The sequence below is a fragment of the Alteromonas sp. 4NS20-0143 genome (assembly GCF_057542855.1).
Map to the genome: position 1 here is coordinate 189,812 of NZ_BAAJLR010000005.1, position 24,826 is coordinate 214,637.

The 24,826-nt window shown below is 43.0% G+C and carries 27 protein-coding genes and 1 tRNA gene; 13 read left to right on the forward strand and 15 right to left on the reverse strand.

Annotated elements, in window-relative coordinates; all coding sequences use genetic code 11:
- Positions 1-315 precede the first annotated feature (315 nt).
- From AC27HD_RS12440 to AC27HD_RS12460, 5 genes are all read left to right on the forward strand, one after another.
- Positions 316-1,257 carry an SPFH domain-containing protein gene (locus AC27HD_RS12440; protein WP_032095021.1) on the forward strand — a complete coding sequence of 314 codons (942 nt, stop codon included), beginning with the start codon at positions 316-318 and terminating at the stop codon, positions 1,255-1,257.
- Position 1,258: 1 nt separating this feature from the next.
- Positions 1,259-1,720, forward strand: coding sequence for an NfeD family protein (locus AC27HD_RS12445; protein ID WP_487106212.1), 462 nt, complete (start codon positions 1,259-1,261; stop codon positions 1,718-1,720).
- 238 nt (positions 1,721-1,958) lie between these two features.
- Complete coding sequence (gene astE, locus AC27HD_RS12450) at positions 1,959-2,999, forward strand: succinylglutamate desuccinylase (RefSeq protein WP_487106214.1); 1,041 nt, start codon at positions 1,959-1,961, stop codon at positions 2,997-2,999.
- 10 nt (positions 3,000-3,009) lie between these two features.
- The gene (locus tag AC27HD_RS12455) at positions 3,010-3,414 is read left to right on the forward strand and encodes an HIT domain-containing protein (protein WP_487106216.1); all 405 of its coding nucleotides are present in this window, start codon (positions 3,010-3,012) and stop codon (positions 3,412-3,414) included.
- 51 nt (positions 3,415-3,465) lie between these two features.
- Complete coding sequence (locus AC27HD_RS12460; protein WP_032095025.1) at positions 3,466-3,792, forward strand: heavy metal-binding domain-containing protein; 327 nt, start codon at positions 3,466-3,468, stop codon at positions 3,790-3,792.
- 56 nt (positions 3,793-3,848) lie between these two features.
- Here AC27HD_RS12460 and AC27HD_RS12465 read toward each other — a convergent pair whose 3' ends face one another.
- The 6 genes from AC27HD_RS12465 to AC27HD_RS12490 form a co-directional block, all read right to left on the reverse strand.
- On the reverse strand, positions 3,849-4,055 hold the full coding sequence (locus tag AC27HD_RS12465) for a DUF2897 family protein (protein WP_487106218.1): 207 nt from the start codon (positions 4,053-4,055) through the stop codon (positions 3,849-3,851).
- A gap of 71 nt (positions 4,056-4,126) precedes the next feature.
- On the reverse strand, positions 4,127-4,810 hold the full coding sequence (locus tag AC27HD_RS12470; protein WP_487106220.1) for a M15 family metallopeptidase: 684 nt from the start codon (positions 4,808-4,810) through the stop codon (positions 4,127-4,129).
- Positions 4,810-5,946 carry a succinyl-diaminopimelate desuccinylase gene (gene dapE, locus AC27HD_RS12475; protein ID WP_487106222.1) on the reverse strand — a complete coding sequence of 379 codons (1,137 nt, stop codon included), beginning with the start codon at positions 5,944-5,946 and terminating at the stop codon, positions 4,810-4,812. The genes AC27HD_RS12470 and dapE overlap by 1 nt, the downstream gene beginning before the upstream one ends.
- On the reverse strand, positions 5,940-6,287 hold the full coding sequence (locus AC27HD_RS12480) for an ArsC family reductase (protein WP_487106224.1): 348 nt from the start codon (positions 6,285-6,287) through the stop codon (positions 5,940-5,942). The genes dapE and AC27HD_RS12480 overlap by 7 nt, the downstream gene beginning before the upstream one ends.
- A gap of 84 nt (positions 6,288-6,371) precedes the next feature.
- A complete protein-coding gene (locus AC27HD_RS12485; RefSeq protein WP_032095030.1) occupies positions 6,372-6,875 on the reverse strand; it encodes a PTS sugar transporter subunit IIA in 504 nt (167 codons plus the stop codon).
- A gap of 2 nt (positions 6,876-6,877) precedes the next feature.
- Positions 6,878-7,267, reverse strand: coding sequence for an ACT domain-containing protein (locus AC27HD_RS12490; protein WP_032095031.1), 390 nt, complete (start codon positions 7,265-7,267; stop codon positions 6,878-6,880).
- 486 nt (positions 7,268-7,753) lie between these two features.
- Here AC27HD_RS12490 and AC27HD_RS12495 point away from each other — a divergent pair, with 486 nt between their 5' ends.
- The gene (locus tag AC27HD_RS12495; RefSeq protein ID WP_032095032.1) at positions 7,754-8,113 is read left to right on the forward strand and encodes a VOC family protein; all 360 of its coding nucleotides are present in this window, start codon (positions 7,754-7,756) and stop codon (positions 8,111-8,113) included.
- Between the two features lie 152 nt (positions 8,114-8,265).
- Here the strand turns inward: AC27HD_RS12495 and hppD are convergent, their stop codons facing one another.
- Complete coding sequence (gene hppD / locus AC27HD_RS12500) at positions 8,266-9,339, reverse strand: 4-hydroxyphenylpyruvate dioxygenase (RefSeq protein WP_032095033.1); 1,074 nt, start codon at positions 9,337-9,339, stop codon at positions 8,266-8,268.
- Positions 9,340-9,668: 329 nt separating this feature from the next.
- Positions 9,669-10,967 (reverse strand): homogentisate 1,2-dioxygenase, encoded by a 1,299-nt coding sequence (gene hmgA / locus AC27HD_RS12505; protein ID WP_487106381.1) that lies wholly within the window; start codon positions 10,965-10,967, stop codon positions 9,669-9,671.
- Positions 10,968-11,263: 296 nt separating this feature from the next.
- Between hmgA and AC27HD_RS12510 the strand changes: the two genes are divergently transcribed.
- The 3 genes from AC27HD_RS12510 (at position 11,264) to AC27HD_RS12520 (ending at position 13,190) form a co-directional block, all read left to right on the forward strand.
- Positions 11,264-11,680 carry a MarR family winged helix-turn-helix transcriptional regulator gene (locus tag AC27HD_RS12510; protein WP_487106227.1) on the forward strand — a complete coding sequence of 139 codons (417 nt, stop codon included), beginning with the start codon at positions 11,264-11,266 and terminating at the stop codon, positions 11,678-11,680.
- Positions 11,681-11,899: 219 nt separating this feature from the next.
- On the forward strand, positions 11,900-12,976 hold the full coding sequence (locus AC27HD_RS12515) for a patatin-like phospholipase family protein (RefSeq protein WP_487106229.1): 1,077 nt from the start codon (positions 11,900-11,902) through the stop codon (positions 12,974-12,976).
- Between the two features lie 137 nt (positions 12,977-13,113).
- Positions 13,114-13,190 (forward strand) — tRNA-Val (locus AC27HD_RS12520).
- A 286-nt stretch (positions 13,191-13,476) separates the two neighbouring features.
- On the opposite strand, the gene AC27HD_RS12525 is transcribed toward AC27HD_RS12520, so the two are convergent.
- The 3 genes from AC27HD_RS12525 to AC27HD_RS12535 all read right to left on the reverse strand — a co-directional run bounded on the left by AC27HD_RS12525 (position 13,477) and on the right by AC27HD_RS12535 (position 16,688).
- Complete coding sequence (locus AC27HD_RS12525; RefSeq protein WP_487106231.1) at positions 13,477-14,379, reverse strand: hypothetical protein; 903 nt, start codon at positions 14,377-14,379, stop codon at positions 13,477-13,479.
- A gap of 43 nt (positions 14,380-14,422) precedes the next feature.
- Entirely contained in the window at positions 14,423-15,547 is a 1,125-nt protein-coding gene (locus tag AC27HD_RS12530) for a site-specific integrase (protein ID WP_487106233.1), read from the reverse strand.
- Positions 15,548-15,875: 328 nt separating this feature from the next.
- Positions 15,876-16,688: a hypothetical protein gene (locus tag AC27HD_RS12535; protein ID WP_487106235.1), complete on the reverse strand. Its 813-nt coding sequence runs from the start codon at positions 16,686-16,688 to the stop codon at positions 15,876-15,878.
- A gap of 479 nt (positions 16,689-17,167) precedes the next feature.
- Here AC27HD_RS12535 and AC27HD_RS12540 point away from each other — a divergent pair, with 479 nt between their 5' ends.
- Positions 17,168-17,599 carry an OsmC family protein gene (locus AC27HD_RS12540; RefSeq protein WP_487106237.1) on the forward strand — a complete coding sequence of 144 codons (432 nt, stop codon included), beginning with the start codon at positions 17,168-17,170 and terminating at the stop codon, positions 17,597-17,599.
- A 155-nt stretch (positions 17,600-17,754) separates the two neighbouring features.
- On the opposite strand, the gene sodC is transcribed toward AC27HD_RS12540, so the two are convergent.
- The 3 genes from sodC to AC27HD_RS12555 all read right to left on the reverse strand — a co-directional run bounded on the left by sodC (position 17,755) and on the right by AC27HD_RS12555 (position 20,163).
- Positions 17,755-18,300 carry a superoxide dismutase [Cu-Zn] SodC gene (gene sodC / locus AC27HD_RS12545; protein ID WP_487106239.1) on the reverse strand — a complete coding sequence of 182 codons (546 nt, stop codon included), beginning with the start codon at positions 18,298-18,300 and terminating at the stop codon, positions 17,755-17,757.
- A gap of 367 nt (positions 18,301-18,667) precedes the next feature.
- Positions 18,668-19,351, reverse strand: coding sequence for a spermidine synthase (locus AC27HD_RS12550; protein WP_487106241.1), 684 nt, complete (start codon positions 19,349-19,351; stop codon positions 18,668-18,670).
- A gap of 137 nt (positions 19,352-19,488) precedes the next feature.
- Positions 19,489-20,163 carry a nitroreductase family protein gene (locus AC27HD_RS12555; protein WP_487106243.1) on the reverse strand — a complete coding sequence of 225 codons (675 nt, stop codon included), beginning with the start codon at positions 20,161-20,163 and terminating at the stop codon, positions 19,489-19,491.
- A gap of 208 nt (positions 20,164-20,371) precedes the next feature.
- On the opposite strand from AC27HD_RS12555, the gene AC27HD_RS12560 reads away from it, so the two are divergent.
- Positions 20,372-21,610, forward strand: a complete 1,239-nt coding sequence (locus AC27HD_RS12560) for a cell division protein FtsZ (RefSeq protein WP_487106245.1) — start codon at positions 20,372-20,374, stop codon at positions 21,608-21,610.
- 62 nt (positions 21,611-21,672) lie between these two features.
- Here the strand turns inward: AC27HD_RS12560 and AC27HD_RS12565 are convergent, their stop codons facing one another.
- Positions 21,673-22,680: a helix-turn-helix transcriptional regulator gene (locus AC27HD_RS12565; RefSeq protein WP_487106247.1), complete on the reverse strand. Its 1,008-nt coding sequence runs from the start codon at positions 22,678-22,680 to the stop codon at positions 21,673-21,675.
- 469 nt (positions 22,681-23,149) lie between these two features.
- Between AC27HD_RS12565 and AC27HD_RS12570 the strand changes: the two genes are divergently transcribed.
- Both AC27HD_RS12570 and AC27HD_RS12575 read left to right on the forward strand, forming a co-directional pair.
- Positions 23,150-23,782: a hypothetical protein gene (locus AC27HD_RS12570; protein WP_487106249.1), complete on the forward strand. Its 633-nt coding sequence runs from the start codon at positions 23,150-23,152 to the stop codon at positions 23,780-23,782.
- A 22-nt stretch (positions 23,783-23,804) separates the two neighbouring features.
- The gene (locus tag AC27HD_RS12575) at positions 23,805-24,710 is read left to right on the forward strand and encodes a DUF3307 domain-containing protein (RefSeq protein WP_487106251.1); all 906 of its coding nucleotides are present in this window, start codon (positions 23,805-23,807) and stop codon (positions 24,708-24,710) included.
- The last annotated feature ends 116 nt before the right edge of the window (positions 24,711-24,826 follow it).

Here is a 24,826-nt window from a genome sequence, read left to right on the forward strand (position 1 = left end):
AGCACCTATATAAGCGCTTAGATTAGCACTCATATACGAACTCACGAAATCACTCACAAGTGAATCTCCTAGTGAGCTAGCAAAATCGTTAACAAAAAAGCATTAACAAGCGCATCGATGCGTATATTTATAGGCACATAGATAACAATTCCATTCGATGAGGTTATTGATAAGTGCTGGCAAATCAAATTTCTATACACTTTTTGTAACCATTTTTTGATTACCTCTTTTTCCGCAATTTAAAAACACACGTAAGTTCTGTGGTATAACAATTATTATTGTGTTGTGCATCTGAATGACTAAAGGGTTAAAAATATGGATATTGCGTTAAATTACTTGTTTTCGTATCAGGCGTTTTTGCTAATACTGGTTGTTGTATTGCTAAAGACGTCTATTAAATTTGTGCCTCAAAACAGGGCATACATTATTTCACGCTTCGGAAAGTACAATACAACATTAGAAGCCGGTCTTAATTTTATATTCCCTTTTATCGATACTGTGGCAGCTGATCGCTCTTTAAAAGAGCAGGCTGAAGATGTACCAGAGCAATCTGCAATTACAAAAGACAACATTACTCTAAGTGTTGATGGCGTATTGTATTTTCGTGTTGTAGACCCTTACAAAGCCACTTATGGCGTAGAAAATTATACCTTTGCGGTAAAGCAGTTAGCGCAAACCACCATGCGTTCTGAACTAGGTAAAATGGAGCTAGATAAAACCTTCGAAGAGCGTGATTTGTTAAACACCAATATTGTATCGGCGCTAAACGATGCAGCGGCTCCTTGGGGGGTTCAAGTTCTGCGCTACGAGCTTAAAGACATCAACCCGCCAAACTCTGTGCTAGATGCCATGGAGCAGCAGATGAAAGCTGAGCGTTTGAAGCGTGCGCAAATATTAGAATCGGAAGGTGACAGACAAGCTGCAATCAACCGCGCAGAAGGTGAAAAGCAGTCAATTGTACTGGCCGCTCAGGCTGAAAAAGAAGAACAAATTTTAAAAGCCCAAGGTGAGGCAGAAGCGATTATTCAAGTGGCAAAAGCCGATGCCGAGGCCATCGAAACGGTGGGTAAAGCGGCGGCGACTGAAGATGGACAAAAAGCCGTACAGTTAGACCTAGCTAAGAGCGCTATTAAAGCCAAAGAGCAAATTGCCAAGGAAAGCTCACTCATATTGTTGCCAGACGGTTCAACTGAAATTGGAAATGTGGTTGCCCAGGCCATGGCCATAGCAAATAAGATAGGGCAAAAGGTCGATTAATATGATGGCGAGCTTAGAAAATATCGAGAATATTGAAAGTTATCTGCTTGCGTTAGGCTTGGTCTTAATGATTGCTGAGCTGCTCCTTGGCTTTTCAATTATTTTACTATTCACTTTGGGCGTATCTTTGTTGATAACCTCAGGGTTGGTATTTTTAAACGTCTTTGAGCCGAGCTTATTGAATCTATTTATTGCGGTGTCTGTCCTAGATACGCTGTTAATGGTACTGCTATGGAAGCCAATGAAGTACCTTCAGCGAGACAAGGCCCCACAATCGGTAAAAAGCGACCTTGTGGGCAATGTCATTGAGCTCACCCAAGATACCGCGCCAACTCACCCATCAACCGTGCAATACTCTGGGGTAACGTGGAAGGTAAAGTGCAGCGAGCCGCTACCCGCTGGCACTCAGGTGGTTATTGAAGATGTGGAAGTGGGAAGCTTGATCGTAAAAATAAATAGGTAAAATCAAATACAGTAAAACCGAATACAGTAAAATTAAACACGTAAGCTAATAGCAATACACAGTACACAGCACACCATGCGCTTATTAGTGGTTATTACATAAAAGCGAATTGCAATTGATAGCGCGTGGCGCGCTTTACGCTCCTCATTAACCAAATGCGGGGTTTTATCCTTGAAAACGTGCTTTTAAACTAACGGATAGTTAAACTATATCCATTCTTGATCAGCACGGTTGAACTATGCAACAACTCATCGATAGTGAAAATTTTCTCGCGTTATCCAGACGCTCTCCTTCGTTATTTTCAACACCAATCACGTTTGAACTGCAAAACAGCAGCGGTGTTGTACGCGTTGTTATTGCAGCGCCAGGGATCATTAGCTTTTATCCTGAAACGGACACGCCTAATAAGAAAAACGTTGTTTTATCCTGCGGTGTTCACGGCAACGAAACCGCGCCTATCGAAATTTGCGATGAGCTGGTACAGCATATTCTAACGGGCAAACTCACGCTGTCACATAATGTATTGTTCTTGTTCGGCAACTTACCTGCTATGGATATTGCAGAGCGCTTTGTTGAAGAAAACATGAACCGCTTATTTAGTGGTGCACACTCTAAAGGCGAAGGATTAGTAAACAGTGAGCGCAAACGAGCTAAAGCGCTAGAAGATGCCGTTGCCAATTTCTTTAATGAGAACAGTGGCGAGCGCCTTCATTACGACCTGCACACCGCTATACGAGCCTCGAAAAACGAAAAGTTTGCGGTATATCCGTTTTTGCATGAACGCAAGCACAGTAAGGGCCAGCTTGCTTTTTTAGCCGCCTGTGGGGTGAAAACCATACTGTTATCTGAAAGTGCGACGACGACATTTAGCTATTACTCTTCGTATTACCATAATGCTCACGCTTTCACCGTGGAACTTGGAAAGGTTCAGCCGTTTGGGCACAACGATATGGCTCGCTTTGCTGACGCTAAAGCCGCGTTTATAAGCCTTATTACGGAAGAGAATTATGCACCAACGGTTGAGATTGAAGAGCTTGATATCTATCGGGTAAACCAAGTTATTAACCGACAGGAAGAGCAGTTTAGTCTGCACTTTGATGACGACACGCCAAATTTTACTGATTATGCAAAAGGCACGGTGTTGGCGTCTGAGCCAAATACGCAGTACATCGCACAAGAAGATGGTGAAGCCATAGTATTTCCTAATGCAAAGGTGGCTATTGGACAACGAGCGCTGCTTACCGTAGTGCCAACCACTTTAGAAAACCTTGATGCATAGGAAAAGCAGGATGTTTGAGTTAGACAGCCGTTTACACAATGATACATATTTTGTCTGTGATTTAACGCTTTGTCGTGTACTGTTAATGAATGACAAGCAGTTTCCGTGGCTTATTTTAGTGCCCATGCGCAACAACATCGCTGAAATAATTGATTTACCGGAGCATGAGCAGCAGACGTTGCTTGCAGAATCAGCCAAGGTGTCGACAGTGCTACAGCAGGTATTTACGCCTTATAAACTGAATGTAGGGGCTTTAGGCAATGTGGTTAGGCAGCTTCATGTTCATCATGTAGCGCGCTTTGAAAATGATGTAGCTTGGCCCAAACCCGTTTGGGGTAATCAAGCGCCTGTGGCCTACGACGATGCCGAGGCGAGTACGATATTATCAACATTAAAACAGGCGCTAAGCGAATAACAATTAGCAAAAAGCGCCATCTATAAAACAGCACACTTAAATGGAGTTATTATGATCATCTCTACTACGCCGACACTTGAAGGCCACAAAATTGAAGGCTACTACGGCATCGTTGTTGGCGAAGCTGTTATGGGAGCCAATGTTTTTAAAGACCTATTTGCTTCTATCAGAGATATTGTGGGTGGGCGCTCTGGTTCATACGAAGAAGAGCTAACGACTGCGCGAAAGCTTGCGTTTAGTGAACTTGAGCATGAGGCTCGCGCAATGGGCGCAAATGCGGTAGTGGGTATAGATTTAGACTATCAGGTCATTGGCGATAAAGGCAGTATGCTGATGGTGAGCATCAGCGGCACTGCGGTAAAAACAACTCCGCTTTAAACTGAAAATTAACACGTTAATTTGAAAAAAACGCTGCTTGCTAAGCAGCGTTTTTGCTACCAGTCGTCGTCTTCATCATCAAATCCATTAGACGTTTTCTTACCCCCTGATTTACCAGCTGGCCCTTTACTGGTTTTGTCATCATCAACAGGCTTAGGCGGTGTGGGGAATTTAAATTTAGCGCTGTACTTTAATAACGTAATATTGCCAACCACCACCCCTAATACCAATACAACGATAACGATTACCCAAATTGTGTCCATACTAGCTCTCAGTTATGTAGTGAATGTGAAATTGGAAAGTGCTTGTATCAGCAATGAGATGCTTCACATCGTTATGAACCGTTATTGAGCACATAGCGATTGTATAAATAAGGCAAATTAGCTAATACCGTATCTTTACCTAGCATGTCGCTTTGTTCTAGGGCGCTAGCGAAAGCTTCAATGCTTCTTGACTGCTCAAAGTCAGTCGCAACAGCTTTGTGACTTAAATGCCAAGGCTCTCGCGCAACACCTCCTTTATTTTCGCTAAAAGGTCGAAAAAAGCCAAACTCAGCCATATTACCCTCAAGCCAACAGGCAAGTGCATAACATGGCCCTTGTGGGAGGTATTCTTGTTCCACTAACTCGAAAGAGCCGTTCCATTGATGAACCGACTCTCTATCGTAGACATCTAAATCGGTACCCCAATGATGGCGACTGGCGCCGGGTAATGCTGACCATGTCAAAATAGCGTGCAGCTTATCGGTACTTGATAACGCAGTGTTATCGAGTACTTCGCCGTTTGCATCGCGCAATATTGCCTCACCACGCCACTTTTTATTAAATATAGCAAGCTGGCGCTCAAAGCTGCGAAAGCTGCTGACTATTTGTAGGTCGATACCGTCGCTATGGGCTTTTTGCTGCATAGCGGTAAAAGCTAATTTCACGGTAGGGTGAAGCAAATGGCCATGACCAGCATCAACCAAGTCTTGGTTTTGCTGGCCTAGCCACTGTTGGTCTGTGATGTTGCGAGTCATTAGTTGGCAAGCAGGCGTTCGAGAATGCCAAAATACATATCAGCGAGTTGCTCAAGGTCAGACATTTTTACGCACTCATCTATCTTATGGATAGTGGCGTTAACGGGGCCTAGCTCAATCACTTGAGCGCCTGTTGGCGCAATAAATCGACCGTCTGATGTGCCGCCCGCGGTTGATAACACCGTGGGGCTCCCCTTTACTGATTCAATAGCGCCTTCAGTGGCTTCAAGTAAGGCACCTGAGTCGGTAAGGAATGGCTGTCCGTTAAAGGTCCACTTGATGTCATAGTCTAACTCGTGTTTGTCTAATATGGCTCTGGTACGCTCAATGAGTATGTCGTTTGTCACTTCTGTAGAAAAACGGAAGTTAAAACAAACGTGAAGCTCACCAGGTATCACATTGCCGGCGCCTGTACCGCCGTGGATATTGGAGATTTGAAAGCTAGTGGGCGGAAAAAATGCATTGCCGTTATCCCAATGGGACTTAGCCAGTTCATCAAGCGCCGCCGCCGCTAGGTGCACTGGGTTTTTCGCAAGGTGAGGGTAAGCTACGTGGCCTTGAATACCTTTTACGATAAGATCGCCGGTGAGAGAGCCACGGCGTCCGTTTTTCACGATATCACCCACATGATCGGTAGAGGATGGCTCGCCGACTAAACACCAGTCAATTTTTTCATTGCGGGCTTCAAGGGTATCAATGACGCGGGTTGTGCCGTTGATAAAAGGGCCTTCTTCATCACTGGTAATTAAAAACGCAATACTTCCCTTGTGATCAGGATACTTGTTAACAAACTCCCTAGTGGCAACAAGCATAGCCGCAAGACTTCCTTTCATGTCTGCCGCGCCGCGCCCGTGAAGGTAGCCATCTATTTCAGTGGCAACAAAGGGCGATGTTTTCCACGCGCTTTCAGGTCCGCTTGGCACCACATCGGTATGTCCTGCAAAGCAAAATAGCGGCCCCTCAGAGTTGCGTCTCGACCACAAATTAGTGGTGTCGTCGAACACCATAGTTTCATTGTCAAAACCAAGTTCGCCCAAAAATGCTTTCATTGCGTCCTGACAGCCTGCGTCATCTGGTGTAACCGAGCGCCGATTAATCAGGTTTTTAGCGATATCAATAACGGAGTCGTTTAGCAAAATATTTCCTCGTACTGAGCAGGTTTAAAACCAATATGAAACGTATTGTTCTTAACTAAAATAGGGCGCTTAATCATTGCGGGATGAAGTTCTAAAAGCGCCAGCGCCTTATCTTTGTCGATAGTCGCTTTCTCTGCCTCATCTAGCTGTCTGTAAGTCGTGCCGCGTTTGTTGACCATCACTTCCCAACCCAGGTGGGACTCAGCAAGCGCCAAGAACTCTGCATCAACACCGTCTTTTCGGTAATCGTGAAAAGTAAAGTCGATGTCCTTTTCAGCTAACCATTTTTTCGCTTTTTTAATGGTGTCGCAGTTAGGAATACCATACATAACTGTGCTCATAATATTAATTCCGTACTTCTGAATATAATGGATGGACTGAGACCGTCACTAAGCCCATTGATAAGAGCGAAGTAAAATAATTCATCACACAAATAAGGTGAGTAATGGGTCTTCAACAGCTTCTACATATTTTCTTGTGGTGGGCATAACACCTAGCAACGCATTCGCGTTGAGCAACGTCATAATACAAACATTGTTTACGCCCTGCTGCTTAAGCCAACCCGTATTGACGGTAAATAATACCGCACCTGCTTTAAATGTTGAACCGCGCTTTACGTGACAATTAAATTGAGCACCGTGAAGATGCTGGGTGCTTTCTCCGAACTTTATCAAGCACTTCAACCCTACGTTTGATTTAATTTCAATGGCGTAATCTAGGGGCGTAACGCGTGTGCAGATACCATTAAAAGGCGCTTTAATACTCGATGACGGTGCATTGATTACGGCGCCGGGCCCAAAGTAACCCTGCGTATAAAGCGTACCATCAATAGAGTTGAGTGGTTGTACTTGTCCGCTCACTGGAGAAGCAATGTCGAACGACTTTTTAAACGTGTCGGGGGGAGAAGAAAGTAGCTGACCTTTCTTCACGGTTATTGAGTTCCGTTTACGGTATAGCCTGCTTTCTTTAATGCTTTTACCGCATCATTGAGTTTGTTGTCTTTTACTAAAAAGAAGTCGGTGTCGAAGGTAGAAACAACAAAAATAGCAACTTTTACAGCCGCCAACACGTGTCCCAACTCAGCCATAATACCTACCATTGAAAGGTGAAGTGGGCCGAGTAACTCGAGTGCACGCCAATTTTCATCGCTATCGACGGAGTCAACTTCCACCGATTCAGGAACAACAATAGACAGTTCGTCTTCGGTCTTTCCAAGAAAGAATAATGGGCTATTTAGCACGGAAGACGGAATGCTCGTGTCGGGATCTAAGCTGTGAATAGTGAATAAGGAGTCGTGTACTAAAAGTGTTTGTTTAGGCATGAATAATCAAAAAACGTGAATGCTTCCAACATATCCACATTAAACCATTAACTGTGATTAAGTGTCACGTGTTATCCACTTAATCTGTGGATAAGTTTGTTGAGTAGTTTGGGGTCTTGTCTTAACCTGTTGATTATAAATGATAAAATAAACTGTACAAACAATGTGCAGTGGATAACATTATAGGTTTTACAAGCATTTTCCACAGGCTATGTCTACAAGCAAAATCAAAAATGTTTATATATTTTGCAATTTCTTAGCTTGACATTGTCCCTCTTAATTATGATTTTGTGTGGTTTTCATCAGGTACCTCATTAATGATCATTGTTGAAAACACGCGCTAAAAACGGCATAACTAAGCTACACTTATTGATAAGTATTTAGACCTCGTCGCTAGGCTTCTACTTCCAAAAGGCAGCGTTCTAAAAAGCACTGCCCTCAAAAGCAGTGTCCTAAAAAAGCGGCGTTAATGCATAAGGAACAACTATGTCTAGTTGGTGTGATATTACAACAGAGCACGCAGAGAATTTAGTGAGTTTTTACGAATCAGTAATGGGATGGAAAAAAGAGCCTATTGATATGGGCGGGTACAATGACTACGTTATGATGAGTGCCGACGGTACGCCCATTGGCGGTATTTGCCACAAGAAAGGGGTGAATAGCGACTTACCCGGAGGCTGGATAAACTACTTTACGGTGGATGATTTAACACAGTCGTTAGCTAGCGTTGAAACAAAAGGTGGCAAGCAAGTAGGAGAGATAAAGCATCACGGAGAGGATCGGTTTTGCACAATTCTAGACCCTTCAGGCGCAGCTTGTGCACTTTATGAAAAAAACGGCGAATGAAATTTCTTCAGTCGCCGTTTTAAAAGTCACCTAATGCATGTGTTTAACACATGCTTTTTAATGTGAGCATTGAGCCTTTATTTGATTATATGTCGCTCGCCCACTTATTTATTGTTGTTCTTTTACACTTCTTTCTTGCTGTTTAACCGCTCTTATTTACTAAGCGCACCGCGACTAACTTGGTCGCGCTCAATAGACTCAAAAAGTGCTTTGAAGTTACCTTCGCCAAAGCCGTCGTCTTCTTTTCGTTGAATAAACTCAAAGAACACAGGCCCAAATACGGTCTCTGAGAATATTTGCAGTAACAGGCGAGGCTCACCATCTTTTGTGGTACCGTCGAGTAAGATACCGCGCTTTTGCAGTTCTTCTACGTTTTCACCGTGGCCGGGTAGACGCTCTTCTAGCATATCGTAGTACGTGTTGGGCGGAGGCGTCATAAATTTCATGCCTCGGGCTTTTAGCCTATCAAGGCACACTTCAAGATCGTCACACGCAAAAGCAATATGCTGAATGCCTTCGCCGTTGTACTTCATCAAGAATTCTTCAATTTGACCGCCGCCGCCAACGGCTTCTTCGTTTAACGGAATACGAATTTTACCGTCTGGAGCCGTCATGGCTTTAGATAACAACCCGGTGTATTCACCTTTAATGTCGAAGTAACGGATTTCACGGAAGTTAAATAACTTCTCGTAGAAGTTTGCCCAAAAGTCCATACGGCCCCGATATACGTTGTGGGTAAGGTGATCCAGCGTATGGAAGCCACAACCAACTGGATGGCGATCGACGCCTTCAATCCAGTTGAAGTCGATGTCGTAAATTGTGTTCTCGCCTTTATAGCGGTCTATGAGGTACAACATGGCGCCGCCGATGCCTTTAATGGCTGGAAGCTTCAATTCCATGGGGCCTGTGTATGTATTCATAGGCTGCGCACCGCGCTCTAGCACTTCGTTGTATGCTACTTGTGAGTCTTTCACTCTAAAGGCCATTCCGCATGCTGATGGGCCATGCTCTTCAGCATAATAAGCCGCGTGGCAGTCTTTTTCGTAGTTGCTTAAAAGGTTAATGTCACCCTGGCGCCACAACTCAACGTCTTTTGACTTGTGGCGAGCGACAAGGGTGAAGCCCATTGCTTCAAACATTGGTTCCAGAATACCTTTCTCTGGCGCGGTGAATTCTAAAAATTCGAACCCGTCTAAACCAATTGGGTTTTCAAATAAATCTGCCATGGGTATTTTCCTTAAGCAAAGTGTTTTTGTAATTGTGACTCGATTGTAAGCGCGACGTTAAAAGACAAGCAATAGTGAGGAGATACACGCCTATTCCAATTGGAAAGCATGGTTGTAACGATAAGTTTTCAGTTGTGTTTAATAAAACGCTTAGCGGCAGTAAATAGTAATTAATACCTTGATTTTATTGGATAAGTTAAACTAAGAATATAGGCTGGTGGTGTTCACTTTTTGATACAGCGTATCAAGTTCAAGAAAGTCACACCACACTGTTGCCGAACTCTTTGCAACTAAATGGTTTTACCTCGATGTTTCAAACTAAATGGTTTTTAGCGTGTGCCATCAAAGTATTTCTTTAACCCCTTCCAGCACCCTATGTAGTCTTTTTGACGTAGGGGAGTTTGCATCGCATAGGCGGAAGGCGCTATGGGGAAACGAGACTCGAACATAAATGCCAAAGTGTCTTTATATTGTTGGGGTGACAACTCGGCATTAGAGGCTTTTTCAAACACTTCTGCTTCAGGCCCATGAGGCGTCATACTGTTGTGAAGACTCATTCCTCCCGGCACAAAGCCGTGCTCTTTGGCGTCGTAGGTACCCTCAATTAATCCCATAAATTCACTCATCACGTTTCTGTGGTAATAAGGCGGTCTAAAAGTGTGCTCTGCCACCATCCAGCGTGGAGGAAAGATAACGAAGTCCACATTTGCCGTGCCCTCTAATTCAGAGGGTGAAGTAAGTACGGTAAAAATAGACGGGTCTGGGTGATCGAAACTTACCGTGTTCATTACGTTGAAATTAGCAAGGTCGTACTTATAGGGGGCCGAGTTGCCAACCCAAGCAACCACATCAAAGGGAGAATGGTCGAGCTCGGCAGCAAATAAGTTACCGCAAAACTTATTGATTACCGTGTGTGGCGTATCTTTGTCTTCAAACCATGCGGTTGGATAAAAGAAGTCTCGTTGGTTTGAATATCCATTTGCGCCCACCGGTCCACGCTCAGGCAATACAAATGGGTGCCCGTAGTTTTCGCAAATGTAGCCACGAACCGGGTCGTTTTCGGCAACGTCCACCGAAAAACGCACCCCGCGAGGAATAACCATTATCTCACCCGGAGCCGCGGTTAGCCTACCAAACTCAGTCTTTACATACAGAGTGCCCTGTTGAGGAACAAACAACATTTCGCCGTCTGAAGAGTAGAAGACGCGATTACCCATAGATGCATTGGCACAATAGCAGTGTATACCCATGCCGGTTTGCACCTTTGCATCGCCATTAGTGCCTACGGTAATAAGTCCGTCGATAAAGTCGGTCTGTGTTTCTGGTAGCGGAAGTGGATCCCATCGCAATACGTTGGGCGGACAGGGAATGTCTGTTTCGGGGCCGGTTTTAATTAATGATTGAGAAAAGGGTAGGAAGTCGCCCATCGCAATAGAGGGGCGAATTCTGTAAGTCCAGCTACGTCTATTAGAGTGGCGTGGCGCTGTAAAAGCCGTACTGCTGAACTGCTCTGTATAAAGATTATAATTTACCTTTTGCGGGCTAAATTGACCTTTTGGGAGCGCATCAGCGAGCGCTTCGGTTTCGTGCTCGTTATTAAACCCACTCATGTATTCTAGATTTTGCATCAATTCTTGCACCAATAATACTCCTTGCCCTTTTTCTCTAATCAAAAGCGCTTTAAAAAAAGGCTTTGCCGTTAATTTTTTGCGCTTAACGCCTGCTAAAGAAACTGTTTACGAAAGTAGTTACAAATGAAACTAATTTGTTTAGGCTAGAACGTACAACTATGTAAATCAAATGTGAATGCAGATTAGCGCGTGAAATTAAACTGCAAATTGTGCCGATTAGTTTACATGTTAGATTTGCTATTTATGTACCCAGACAGCTTTTATAAGAAGCGATAAATGTAAGGAAGTTACCCGTGCAGTTAAACGATATGCTGGCCTATAAGGTCGCTATGTTATCCAGTGATTTAAGTGAATCACTCGCTACGGTATACAAGCCCTATGGGTTAACCATGCCAGAATGGCGCGTGCTCGCTACGCTTGGTAATGCGACGTCGTTAACATCAAAGCATATTGCAGTTGCCACTCGTTTAGATAAAGTCAAAACCAGTAGAGCGCTTCAGCAATTAGAGAGTAAGCAGCTGATTGTTCGCGAAACGAATGTAAATGATAAGCGAGCTATCAACATATCGTTGTCTGAAGAAGGAGTGCGTACTTACAACGCGCTTACACCATTAGTTGCGAAGTGGCAAACAGACAGATTAGAAAATATCACTGACGATGAGTATCACATATTTTTAAAAGTGATAAATAGCTTAAGCCAACAAAAGTAAAGGCTTGGTGCTTAAATAGCGTGGTAGGACAAGTGACATTCTGTGAGGTAAAACGGTTACTTTTAACAGGTTAACTGGTAATTTGTGTTCAAAATGCAGTAAAGCACAAAATACAGCACAGCACTCACTAAACACGGCAAAAAGCGCAGCACGGAACACAGTAAAAAGCGCAGCACAAAACACGGTGCGGTAGCTGTAAAAATCAGAACAGGAAAACCAGTGGCACCATTAGAAGTATATGCAGGTAAAAAAGCACACGAAACAATTTTAAAAAATGGTTTCCGCCCTGAATTGTTTAGTTACTTTTTAGGCGCTTCAGGCGGCCCGAAATGGTTTTCGCTAGCTGGTTTAGACAGAGTTTTATTCCCTGAATGGTTTGCCAATGTTCAGCATCAAATTCATGTTATAGGTTCGTCGGCAGGTGCGTTTCGCGCAATCTGCGCAGTACAAAACGATCCGCTTGCTGCCATAAACAGGCTGGCACAGTCATACTCTACCACTACCTACAGCAGCAATAAGCCAACGGCGCGAGAGATTACGGCGAAAGCAGAAGATCTTTTAAAAGAAATGGTCAGCGACAAGGGCAAGCAAGAAGTGCTGGCCAATGAGCGATTCAAAGCCCACTTAATTGTGGCTAAATGCTTGGGTGCCACACGGTTTGAAAGTAAATTGCAACAGCTCTCGGGTCTTGCCATGAGCGCAGCGGCCAATACGGTCAGCCGCAAGAACTTAGCAAAGCTTTACGAGCGGTACGTGTTTTCTTCGCCCAACAGCCAATTAACCATTACCGACCCATACGGTATGCCATCTCATTTCCATTCTCTTACTGAAGGGAATATTCATAGCGCACTCTTAGCTTCAGGGTCTATCCCCATTGTCATTGAAGGGGTGAGAGAAATTGAGGGCGCGCCAGTAGGCATGTACAGAGACGGCGGTATAATCGACTATCATTTTGACGTGTCTTTTGGCCCCGATGAAGGCTTGGTTTTGTATCCTCACTTTTACAACAAACCTATACCTGGATGGTTTGATAAAGGCTTAAAGCGCAGGGTACCTCACCGTTCAAGCTACGAGAATGTAGTGATGCTAGTGCCCTCGCCATCGTTTGTTGCAAAACTGCCTTACGGCAAGATACCTGATAGGAAAGATTTTGAAGTACTCGATGCGCCAACGCGCATAAAATACTGGCAAACTGTACTAAGCGAAACCGATAGGTTGGGGGAGTACTTTATGGAAGCGGTTAACGATGGAAGATTGGTAGACAGTATTAAACCCCTTCCTTTCAATCAACGTTAGATGAAGTTGCTGGTAAAATAAACACTTAAGCGCGATTTGTTAAGTTTTTCTTGCAGCTTTCATTCTGCCTCAGTATTATACGCGCCGTTGAGCAAACAAATGCCCATTTGTTATTTATCAACGCCCAGATATACAATGCGTCTATAGCTCAGTTGGTTAGAGCGCTACCTTGACATGGTAGAGGTCCCCTGTTCGAATCAGGGTAGACGCACCAAAACTAATTTTTTAAATCCCTTTTATATTCAATAACTTACGAAGGTCGGTCGCTCGATAGGCTAATCTCTTTTTGAGATAGCTAGTGGAGTTAGCTTAGACATTTTTTAGATTATCAGTTTTTCCTGCATAAACCAGTATAATCCTGTATTTTTCAGCATTTTAGAGTGGAACAAATATTATCTAAGCTTAAGCAGTTGAAGCTGATTTTATTTGCCACAAAAAAAGTGGAACAAATGTTCCACTTTAGTCTTTTGCATGAAAATATGACTTTTACACCAAGTTGGCTAATGTTTTAAGTTATAGTCCTGTTTTATTTGTGAAGCAGTTGGAAGTGGTAATAGCTCTGTGCTCACATTATTTTGGGGCTTAATTTTAAAGTTTGCTATATAAGATTCAGTATCACCACTAGGCACAGGGCGCAACAACTCGATGAGAACATCAGCGTTCGAAATTTTTGCGGTATATAGGCCATCAGCTTCTTGTATTACCCGAGAATCATATTTCTCAGCACAAAATCTACGAATTCCGACAAGTATGTGGTAAGAATCCAATAACAGATAATCAGTTAGGTTAATCACATCATCTGCGAACGCAAGTGTTTCAGACAAATCCGTGCTTCTGCAATTGCGTAAAAAGTTGCAATATTGGAGAGGGTTATCTAACCAGCGGATATCGGGCATATTGTCAGCAATAGCTCGATGTATTTTTTTTAATTCATTCCATTGTTCAAAGCACATTTTAAAATTAGTGAAGGTACTTTCTATTGTCGACGTAGTAAGAGTTCTGTTTTTACTAAGAGCGTAGTTAATATTTACTGTTCCTGATGGGTAAAAGCGCGGTGGTGACAACTCAAACTCGCATTTACGAGTTGCAATTAAACGAGTGTAAGGATCAGCTGTAACAGTATTAAGCACGTACGAGGACTTAACATTTTTAAGAAGGTTTGAAAGCCTGTCGATTTCTTGTGCTATTTTATTAAGCTCAATAACTCGTTGCACTTGATATTGTCGATTGACAGATTTACTTTGAAATTGGTAGGCAAAGTAAGCACCGCCAAAAGCGGATGCGAAAGGAACTACTAAGCTTTTTCCTATTTCCAACCATACATTGTCCTCTTGTTTCAACGACATTATTGCTTCGACAATAGAGTTAACGTCGTGATTTGTCGCTAGTTCAATTAAAGCCATGAATTCCCTATCCTCAAAATTAAACTAGCGACACTCTACCACGTTACAAGCGTTTTTCGTCAAATAGCATTACAACTTTCTTAGCATCTGGGTGGGTGTATCGTTTAGTCGAGTTTAATGACTGATGGCCCATTGCCGCTCCTATTAATCTCATATCCATGCCACGATCAATGTGATATGAACCAAACTCATGTCGTAAATCATGTATAGTTATTTGTTGCATACCGAGTTTTTTAAATATTCGTTTTACACCACGATAGGCGGTTGAACCTGCGTGTTTTCCTTTCCAAGGCCATACTCCTTTTTGGTCGTTTTTTTGTGACCAAATAACCAGTCTTAAAAGTGCTATCGCCCTGTAAGTAAGAGGAACTTCTCGGCCTTTCTTGTACCTAGTTCGCTTAGCATCTGATTTATGTTCTTCGAGTGTATAAATGCGCTGCTTCCAATCAATATTTGAACGCTTCATATTTACTATTTCAGAGCGGCGCATACCTGTTTCAATCGCAAATAATGCAAAGTGTTTGAACAAAGTGCCATTGGCTTTGAAATATCGGAGCCGAGAATACTGGTCATTTACTAGGCGAGTGTCTTTATGTAAGTCGGAGCCTACTAGTAGATAGTTTTCTTTCATCAACTTACGTGCGTTGGCCGCTACATTTCCATAAGGAAGAGGTACATTCCAGAGAGAGCCTGCCACTCGAAAGACGTTTATCATATCTTGAATGAATTTTACGACATAACCCCTAGACCACTTCTTTTGTAAATTGGCTGGTTTGTGCTCGGTTTGTTTGGTGACACGGTCTAACATCGAAGTGAAAATGCCGTACATGATTTCATTATCGAACCGGTCGAGTGTGTAGCCTTGGCAATCGTCTAGAAGCTTTTCAAATCGAATTTTACTAATTTCCTGTGTACCTGGGCTCTTGTGCGGCAAGATTTCCTCAACATATCGAGTTATAAGCTCTGACACTTTGTAACTGCGAGGTGACATTGAGCCTGTATAAGTTCCACGCTCGATTTCAGTCTCGATGTTTCGTGCCCACGACTCAGCAATATTTCTTTTTGAAAAAGTTCTAATTTCCGGATTGTGTTTTAACTTGCCCTTACGAATCGTCACCGTATAAGTGAAAGATCCATCTTTTTTTCTACGTTTTTGTATTCTTGCCATTTTATTACCCATTAATGATGATAATTCATACAAATCTCTGATTCTTGTACGAATATCTAGTGGAACAATTGGGGAACAAAATTAATTACGGAGCGCTGGTAGTCAGGCTGGATAAGGCTTACAGCGTAGCGATCACCAGTTTGACATGGTAGAGGTCCCCTGTTCGAATCAGGGTAGACGCACCATCTATTTTTCTTCTAAAATTCCGTTAAAGCTTCTTTTAAAACCACGTCTTTAAAGTGTCGCGAATTGTGCATGTAAGCTCGCTAATAGCAAATCAGAATGTGATCAAATACCTTATCGAACAATCCTAAGTATATTTACTAATTTAATTTTGAGGGCTAAATAGTCTTATAGCGTATGCTCTTGACGCATGTTCGGCCACGATGACAATCCCTTTCCTATCGTTAATTGCACCTTCATAGTCAAAAGGGAAGGTTCCATAGGCCAAAAGGCCCTCATACGTAAAGTCTTCAAAACATGTATCAACTTCGACCGTTATGTTAAAAAGCGTATTAACATCTGCGATAGGTTCGACATTACCTGAGTAAATACAGCCTGCAGTGTCAGAGCCACTTATTACACCCTCGTTGTCTATAGCAAAAGAGCGAGTGAAAGTGTTATCTGAAGATGAGTCAGAATAATTTCCAGCAACATCAGTAAGGGTAATGATGTCTTGTGACGTCACTGTCGTAGCAGAAAACTCAATGACGCTGCCCGATACCGTTGCCGTCCCTTCAAGCATGTCGCTTGTTGCACTTGCCTGCATTGAGCCATATCGCGTCATATTATCTTTGGGATAGTACATAGTATCTTCAGAAGTGATGACGTTTGTGCCAACCACATCATTCGCAATAAGCACATTGCTAGAGTTTTCTGCAAACAGAATTGCCTTTCCCTCTGAGGAAACGGCTACTACAACGCTTTCTTGTTCGTTATCTATAGTTGTCGCATCGCCAAACCAAATGCCAATAGCTGAATCAACTTCCTCAACAGCGTCGATGTCACTTGCGTCATTATTATCGCTGCAAGCAGTTAGGTGCAAAGCGCTTAGGGTTACGCCGATGATTGTGTAAGAGCGATAAAAAGCGGTGTTTTTTACGCTTGTGCTTTTTAAGCGGGAGTGAAAGAGTTTCATCATTTACCTGTCCTTGTAAATCAGTCTTATAAACCAGAATCCTTGTCCAAAAATATCATCAATTATTTGTGTTGAATAGACAAAGGCGCCTTAAAATTAACACTGCAAATCTGGCTATATGCCTAAATTATTTCAAATTCTTTTTTTAGACGAAGATCTAGTGCTCAAGTGATTGAACTATTGGTACAGAGACAACAGTTCATGTTTTAAGGGGTAAGTAAAAAGCATAAGTAAAATTTTCAGCCATCTCTGTATTTCGCTTACATTTTACGTAAAAGCGTTAGCGCTGTCTGGCGAATATAATTTCCAAAGTCCATGCATGGTAGGGGCTGGAGCAAAGCCAGGCCGTTGGCAGAACACTTGCAAGGCTTTTGTCTTGTAATCAAGCCAAGTGGTTCGATTGAAAATAACTGGGTTTGAAGCACGACAGTTATTGGAGCTTGGTTTGGCAAAAGTGCGAACACCAGATAAGGATAGATGAAATGACAATAGTAAAATCAGGTAGCGCAATTTATCAACCGTTAGGAAAAGACGGTAAAGGCAGTGTTTCTACAGAAACGGGTGCCTTGTCTAACCACCCTTACGGTTTTAATACCCGTTTTGAAGATGGAAAAGGGACTAACCCAGAAGAACTCATTGGTGCAGCCCATGCAAGCTGTTTCACTATGGCTCTTTCTTTTGCACTGTCAGATGCTGGTTTTGATGACGGTGAATTAAATACCACAGCAAAAATCAGCTTAGAGAAAAGTGGTGATGGATTTGAAATTACGCAATCAGCACTGATTTTAGACGCTAGCGTAAGAGGGATCACTGAGGATAAATTTGAGGAAATTGCTCAGGGAGCAAAAGAAAATTGCCCAGTGTCACAGCTTTTAAACACTAAGATTACGCTGGAGTATAAGCTGTCGAATTAATGCAGTTAAATGGTCAATGGTTAGAAATTAAGTAACAATCATTGACTAAAATAGCGTACAAGAAAAAGCGGCATTATGCCGCTTTCTGTGTATGTAAGCAGTACCAAAATGGTGGTAATGCGGTTTTGCTTACTGACTGTATTTATTTACTACTCTTATTCACCAATAATACCGCAGGCCACGCGTTCGCCACCGCCGCCGAGCTTTTTGGGGGTATCTGAATAGTTATCACCTTGTGCGTGAATCATTAACGCTCGACCTTTAATGTCTTCAAATTCCAGTTCTGGCGCGAAAATAGGTTGGTCGGCATGTCCGTTTTCGTCAACGTAGATAACTGGAAGGTCGCCTTCGTGACCTTTTTCAGACCAAGGGGTTCTGTGCTTGCCCGTATTTTCGGGGTCAAAGTGTCCACCACCTGCGCCGCCCAATACCTTTTTGCCATCTTTCGTTGAAGGTGAGCAATCGCCATTCTGATGCACGTGAAAACCATGCACCCCTGGTGTTAATCCTGAAAGGCTGGGCGTAAACACAACGCCGTCATCGTCATAACTGCTCACCATTACGCTGCCAATACTCTTGCCAGTTTCTAGGTTTTTCATCATAACCTCTTTGCCATCTTCTTGGTGATGGCCCGCGAAACAACCAGCGCTTAGTAGTAATGACATTGACCCTGCAAGGGTAAATTGTAAACGTTTCTTCATGATGTTCTCCTTATCTTCATATCCAACGTTATTAGCATTTTTTGCTAGGTACAAAGATTAGCAGCACGAAACAAGCCAGTTTAATTCAATGATTCATAAAAGCACTACAGCCCTTATTGAAAGGAGCTTTTACGCTATGTTGAAGCCAAATATTAACTGCGAACATCACCGTCTGCTCGTATGATTCGGACGTTATTATGAAAAAATTACCGAAACTCTTCACTTAAACACATACCTTTTTAAAGGCTCATTACTGGGTTTCTGTTAACCGTCAGGTTATTGAAAACCAATACGAGAGGTAAATGTAAGGCGTAAATATAAGGGGTAGATGGCAATGAACAGCGTTTAGCCTAAGCGCACTAATGCTTTAGTCCATGGGTTTTTTAGCTAGGAAAATAGTGTGCTTACTTCCTTTTCCTTTGCGAGCTCTGGCAATACGTGTAGACACTTTGTAGCCTGCATTTTTTAAGCGAACGGAAAATAAATAATCAGGCCCAGCAGACCATATGGCAAGCATGCCACCAGGTTTAAGCACATTATAAATTTCTTCTAAACCGTCTATTGAATAAATCCAGTTATTGTCAGAGTGTGTTAGGCCTTCTGGTCCATTGTCCACATCGAGTAATATTGCATCAAAAGTTGGCTTTCCGGTATTTAAAAGGTGTTTAACATCTCCAACTACAACATGAGTTCTAGGGTCTTGAAGTGGGTTTTTAGCGCAGTTGCCAAGTGGGCCTTTATTCCACTGAACAACCTCAGGGATGAGTTCGGCAACGGTAACCTTTGAGCTTGGCGTAACTTCATTGAGTGCGGCTCTTAGTGTGTATCCCATGCCTAAACCGCCCACTAAAACGTGTGCGTTAGGTGTCGTTTTGAGATGCGCACACCCCATTTGAGACAACTCTTTTTCTGAATTGAATACTCGGCTATTCATCAATTCGCCACGAATTCCAGAAAGTCTAATACTAAACTCCTGATCTCGCTGAGAAAAGGTTAATTCGCCACCATTGTTTGGAATTTTAGCTGTACCCAATTTAACCCATGGAACCATGTGAAGACGTGTCCTTTTAACCGTATATATTGCGTGAATTGAATGTCGGCGCGCAGAGTAGCACAGAAATAAATGGGGTCAGAACCGAATTTACTAACTCAATTAACACGCCGACATGCAAACCCAGCTTCCAGTGATTATAAAAAGCTCGCAATATCACTTAGGGATTTTTTCTGTGTGGCGTGAGCCGGTATAGTCGCATTAATCGCAGGGTATCCCGCAATTATCAGCATGTACGCTCTTTCGTTATCGGGCCTACCACACACGTCGGTTAAAAAGTTCATAGGCTTAGGCGTATGGGTAAGTGTGGCTAGCCCAGCGTTGTGTAGGGCGGTAATCAGCATTCCCACGGCAATGCCTACCGATTCATGCACGTAGTAATTTTGCTGTTTTTCTCCACCTTCGGTTTCCCCGAACTTTTGACTAAAAACAGCAATAAGCCAGGGCGCTATTTCCAAATACGGTTTAGCGGCGTCTGTTCCTAATGGTTTTAAGTCGTTTAGCCATTGTTGCCCAGCGCGCCCTTCATAAAAGCCACGTTCATGGGCTTCGGCGTGCTCACGTATCTTTTGTTTCATCGATGGAGTGTTAATGGCAGCAAAGTGCCAAGGCTGATGATTAGCGCCGCTTGGTGCTGTGCCTGCTGTTAATAAGCAGTTCTCTATAACGTGTTTGTCCACCGGGCGGTCGCTAAAATGGCGAATACTGTGTCGTCGCTGCATGGTTTTTAAAAAGTCAGCGCTTCGCGACTTCATGGTGGGTTCTGAATATTCTATAAAGTCATGTAAGGGCAATTGGTCATGAGGCTGCATTTTTTTATCCGTCGGTGTCCGTGTTTATGTCACGATTTTTGTATTTTATTAACCTTAGAGTAAAGGGATTAGCGCTTACTATCAAAAAAAGAGTGGGCATAGTAATGAGCTTCTGTCGAAGTGCGTCAGTTTTTGACGTACGGATAATGCATGCTTAACGTCCTTTATAACCCCACTTACCGCCAATGATGACATTGAGGGGCACAGCATGCACAACGTAATACTCAAAGAGACAGAATCTAAAGATATTAATATTCATGTAATAGGCGTAGGCGGATGTGGCGGCAATGCCATCACTACTATGGCCGGTTTATGTCAGCACACCAATATTCGATTTACCTCTATTAATACCGATATATCTGCGCTGCACCAATGTGATAATCATGAAGTTCTTCTTATAGGAGAGGCCACCACAAAAGGATATGGAGCGGGTGCCGACCCTCAAGTGGCACATAATGCTGCCCGTCAAAGTGAAGAGGCGCTAAGTACGCTTATAGAGCACGACACTATTATCATTGTTATTGCAGGACTAGGCGGAGGCACTGGCAGCGGGGCTACGCCTGTACTTTTAGACATAGCGAAGAAAAAGGGCATAAACGCGATGTGCTTTGTGACTTTGCCGTTCAAGTCGGAAGGCAGTAAGCGCCACCAAATTGCCCTCGATGCACTTCAAGGGATAAAAGCAGTCGCAAATGCCACCTTAGTATTGTCGAATGATTCGCTGGTGTCGGCACTTAATGAAACGGTTGGATTACTGTCGGCATTTCGGCATTGCGATACGCAGATGCACCGAATTGTCGAGGCTATTATTACCATGTTGACCAAAACCGGTTACATCAATGTGGATATTAATGACTTTAGCCATATTCTGTCGTTAGAAGGCAATACGGCATTAGGCGTTGGTGTTGCCGAAGATGGAAGCTTGCTGTGTGATGCATTAACTCATGCCCTTAATAACCCCTTGGTTGATGATCAAAGCATTATTGGAGCGCAGGGCGTTATTGTGCAGCTTACGTGCAAGGAAGAGCCTAGCTTAGTGATGTATGAGGAAATGCTAGCGACACTGCAAAATTTGATTGAGAGTGCTCGTGCGCTAATAATAACCGGCGTAACGGTATACCCAGAACTCCCCCATTTCGGTGAAGTGCTAGTTATAGCAACGGGCATTCCTGTTGCCCAGCAACATAGTGAAAAAGAGCAACATAGTGAAAAAGAAAAGGTAGGCGAATTAGAAAACAATACTGAGTCAGACGAATACAGCAAGTTAGAGCAATACAGCCTGTTAGAAGAAATCGATATGATAGAACAAAGCAGAGAATTAGAAGAATACCGTGAAATAATGGGAGAGATGGCACCGATGAAGATTAATGGCTCCCGTATTAGCTCAAACCTTGAGTCGAAGTATTTTAATATTCCTGCATTTATTCGCCAGCAAATGAAGCAATGACTCATTGGCCGCCATTCGTGTGCGGCGCGCAAGGCTATAATTACCATCTGTGATGTAGCCTTTTATTGACTATATGTTGCGAATAATTTCTGCGACATTGCCAAAAAGTAGTCTCTTAACTTTTTGGGCTCAATAACTTCAATATTGTCGCCAAGCCCTCTCAAAAAGGCTCTTAACTTATTTGTATCTTTCACAGTTGCCGTTAAAAACGATTTGTCGGTGTGTGCAGACGGGCTAATGATCTGATCTTCTGAAAGCTTATAACCATGGAGCAGGAAGAGCGCGTTGTTTTTAACCAGTAGTTTCAGTTCAAGATTTTGCTTTCTATTGTTGTTGAGTAACTGAACGCTTTCAAGTTCGCCAAAAGTTTGCTGGCAGTCATCCTGGGTTTCCATTACGTTCCTAATAAAGTGCAAGGGCAATGCGTAGCGCCTTTTGTGAAGCTCTCCAAATGTACACACGAATAGCTGACGACCATCCTGTTTAACCAACCCCATGGGGTTTATTCGGTCGTAGTGTTTCCATACCATTTGATTACCACCATTAAAAATACGTTTTATATCAGCCGATATTTGTTTTTTAAAATAGATGGCGTTTTTTAGTCTTTCAAAAGACACTGCATCTATTTCTGGCGGCAGAAGAGGTTGGGAAATGTGCGAGTCTGCTACCGACTTTAACCAGTTGCTAAGTAGAGAGTCGCTGTCTTGTTGAAGTATTTGTGTTGCCTTGGTGAAGTAGGGCTGCAATTCGTTAAGCGTGGTATTGGGCAGTGTAGCGCCAGATTGTTCGAGCACTTTAAATGCAAGGGCGGTATTGCCATCCATCAAGCTAAGATTCAACTTTTTAAAGTTGGCATTGATAAACCAGCCGTAGGGTTTAGAGCGTTTGTCTACTTCAAGACCAAAAAGCCCCACGGTTTCTAGATTAACCAAATCCCGTTGGATCGTTCGCATATCAATGTGGTGATGGCCGCAGTTCTGTAGGTTATCAAATATTTGGCGGCTTGATACCTTTCGCGGTGCCGTAGGCACAAACTGTAAAATGTCTAATTTGCGTTGAAATGCGCTCATAGGATTAAATAGCCTGAATCCTTTCCGTGTAAGCACAATAGCATACCCACAACATGCGACAAAAACTGTCGCATGTACCCGCTGAGTAAATAGTAAACGTAAGCTTTTAGCACGATCTATAGGAGAGAGTTTTAGGCGAGAACTTTAGGCGAGAGCACTGGGCGAGAACTTTAGGCGAGAACACTTGGCGTACTAATCAGTCGTGCCCATCGGGCGGAAGCAACAGGGGTAAATACCAGGCGGTATCTGCCGTAAAAACAGCTGTATGCTTGTGTGATTGATTATGGTAACTTTGTTCAAAGTGATTGTTTATGGGCTCTTTTTAAAAAGTGTTGATAAATGGTTACTCGAGTGCACGTATACACTCTGAAGTAGGTAGCATTGCATATGTATAAAAATACAGGCAATCTAGTTTTAGAGGATTTATCACTCGACCTTTCAGCAAAACTCATTATAACGAGAGCGGCTAATGGACACGATTAAACAGCGAGCGGCAGTGATCACTGGAGATATTGCCAACTCACAGCACTTAAATGATGAAGAATTAAAACATGTGCTGGCAGTACTCACCACAACACTTAAAGCGCAAACGGCAATGTACCATGGCGAGTATGATGTGTTTCGTGGCGATGCGTTTCAGGCCGTAATACCCTCACCGCAAAATGCCATGCAAACTGCGGTATGCATAAGACTGGCTTTAAAAGCTTGCACGCCCTCAACCGATATTCGTATTAGCGTAGGGCTTGGCGAGGTTAACGTTACTGATGGAAAGGTAAAAACAGGGAGTGGGGATGCCTTCGTTCGTTCGGGTAGGGCATTAGATACTCTGAAGTCGCAATACTTGGTGTTTACTAGCGATGATGAAGCTTTAAATAAGCACGCAGCACTGCTAACCGCATTTTTAGATAGCCATATTACGGCGTTAACTCAAACTCAATCAGAAACGCTGCTTGCCTATATTTGTGCAAAAGATAAAGCCCATGAACACATCGCGAATACGCTGGGTAAAACGAGAAGCAACGTTACCCGAATTTTAAATGCCAGTGGATATCACTTGGTGAATGAATATCTTGAGCACATGGCAACTGAAGTTAGCTCGTGATAGCAGACCTAGGAGATTTAGTATGGAAGCTATTGGTATAGAGGTGTTGAGCATAGGAGTGCTGAGTATGGATGGAATAGGTGCAGAGCAGCTGCAGTTACAACAGCTAGCCCTGATAGCCGGGCTTTTGGTAGCCCACGTGTTGGGAGACTTCTATTTTCAGCCTGCCGGCTGGGTAAAAAGTCGCAATACTAAACATCTGCTGTCTCCGGCATTGTACTTACATGCTTTACTCCACGGCGTGCTGGCATTTTTTGCTTTATTGATTTTATCTTTATTTGCCACGCTTGCGACAAAAGAGACTGGCGCTGCATCAAGTGAAACGGCAATAGAGCTTATACCACTATTTTTAGTGGCTATTGGCGTAATGGTGACTCATTTCATTATTGACGCAGTTAAGTCTTACGCTAGCCCAACCACCTTTGCTTTTGTTATCGATCAAGCTGCGCATATTACTGTTGCTATCATCTTGTGGGCGCTGTTAACACAACAGTTCATGCCATTACTGCAGCATATTTACGCCATAAACTATCACCATTTGGTACTGCTGCTCGCTTATTTAATTATTTTAAGTCCTACTTCTATTTTTATAAAACAGCTGCTTTCGCCATGGACCAAAGAGCTTGATGAGCTGACCAACCCTAAACGCACCAGCGAATTAGTGCAGCTTCCCGTGCAGCGCACCTTAGCCATGGCGGGTCAGCGTATTGGGTATTTAGAGCGACTACTTATTCTTACTTTTGTGCTGTTGAACCAATTTGCTGCAATTGGCTTTTTAATTGCGGCAAAGTCCATCTTTAGGTTCGGCGATTTAACAAAGAGTGAAGACAAAAAGCTTACTGAGTACGTGTTGTTAGGTACGCTGACCAGTGTGGTTATTACAATCGCGACGGGCCTTGTAGCAAAATGGTGTATGGGCAAGCTGTGACCTTATATGCTTCAAAACTATGCTTCAAAACTAGGCGATTAAACCAAGCTTCTAAACTAATGCGACTAAACTAGGCTACTAAAACGCTGCCTGATAGAAATAACTGGATATAATGA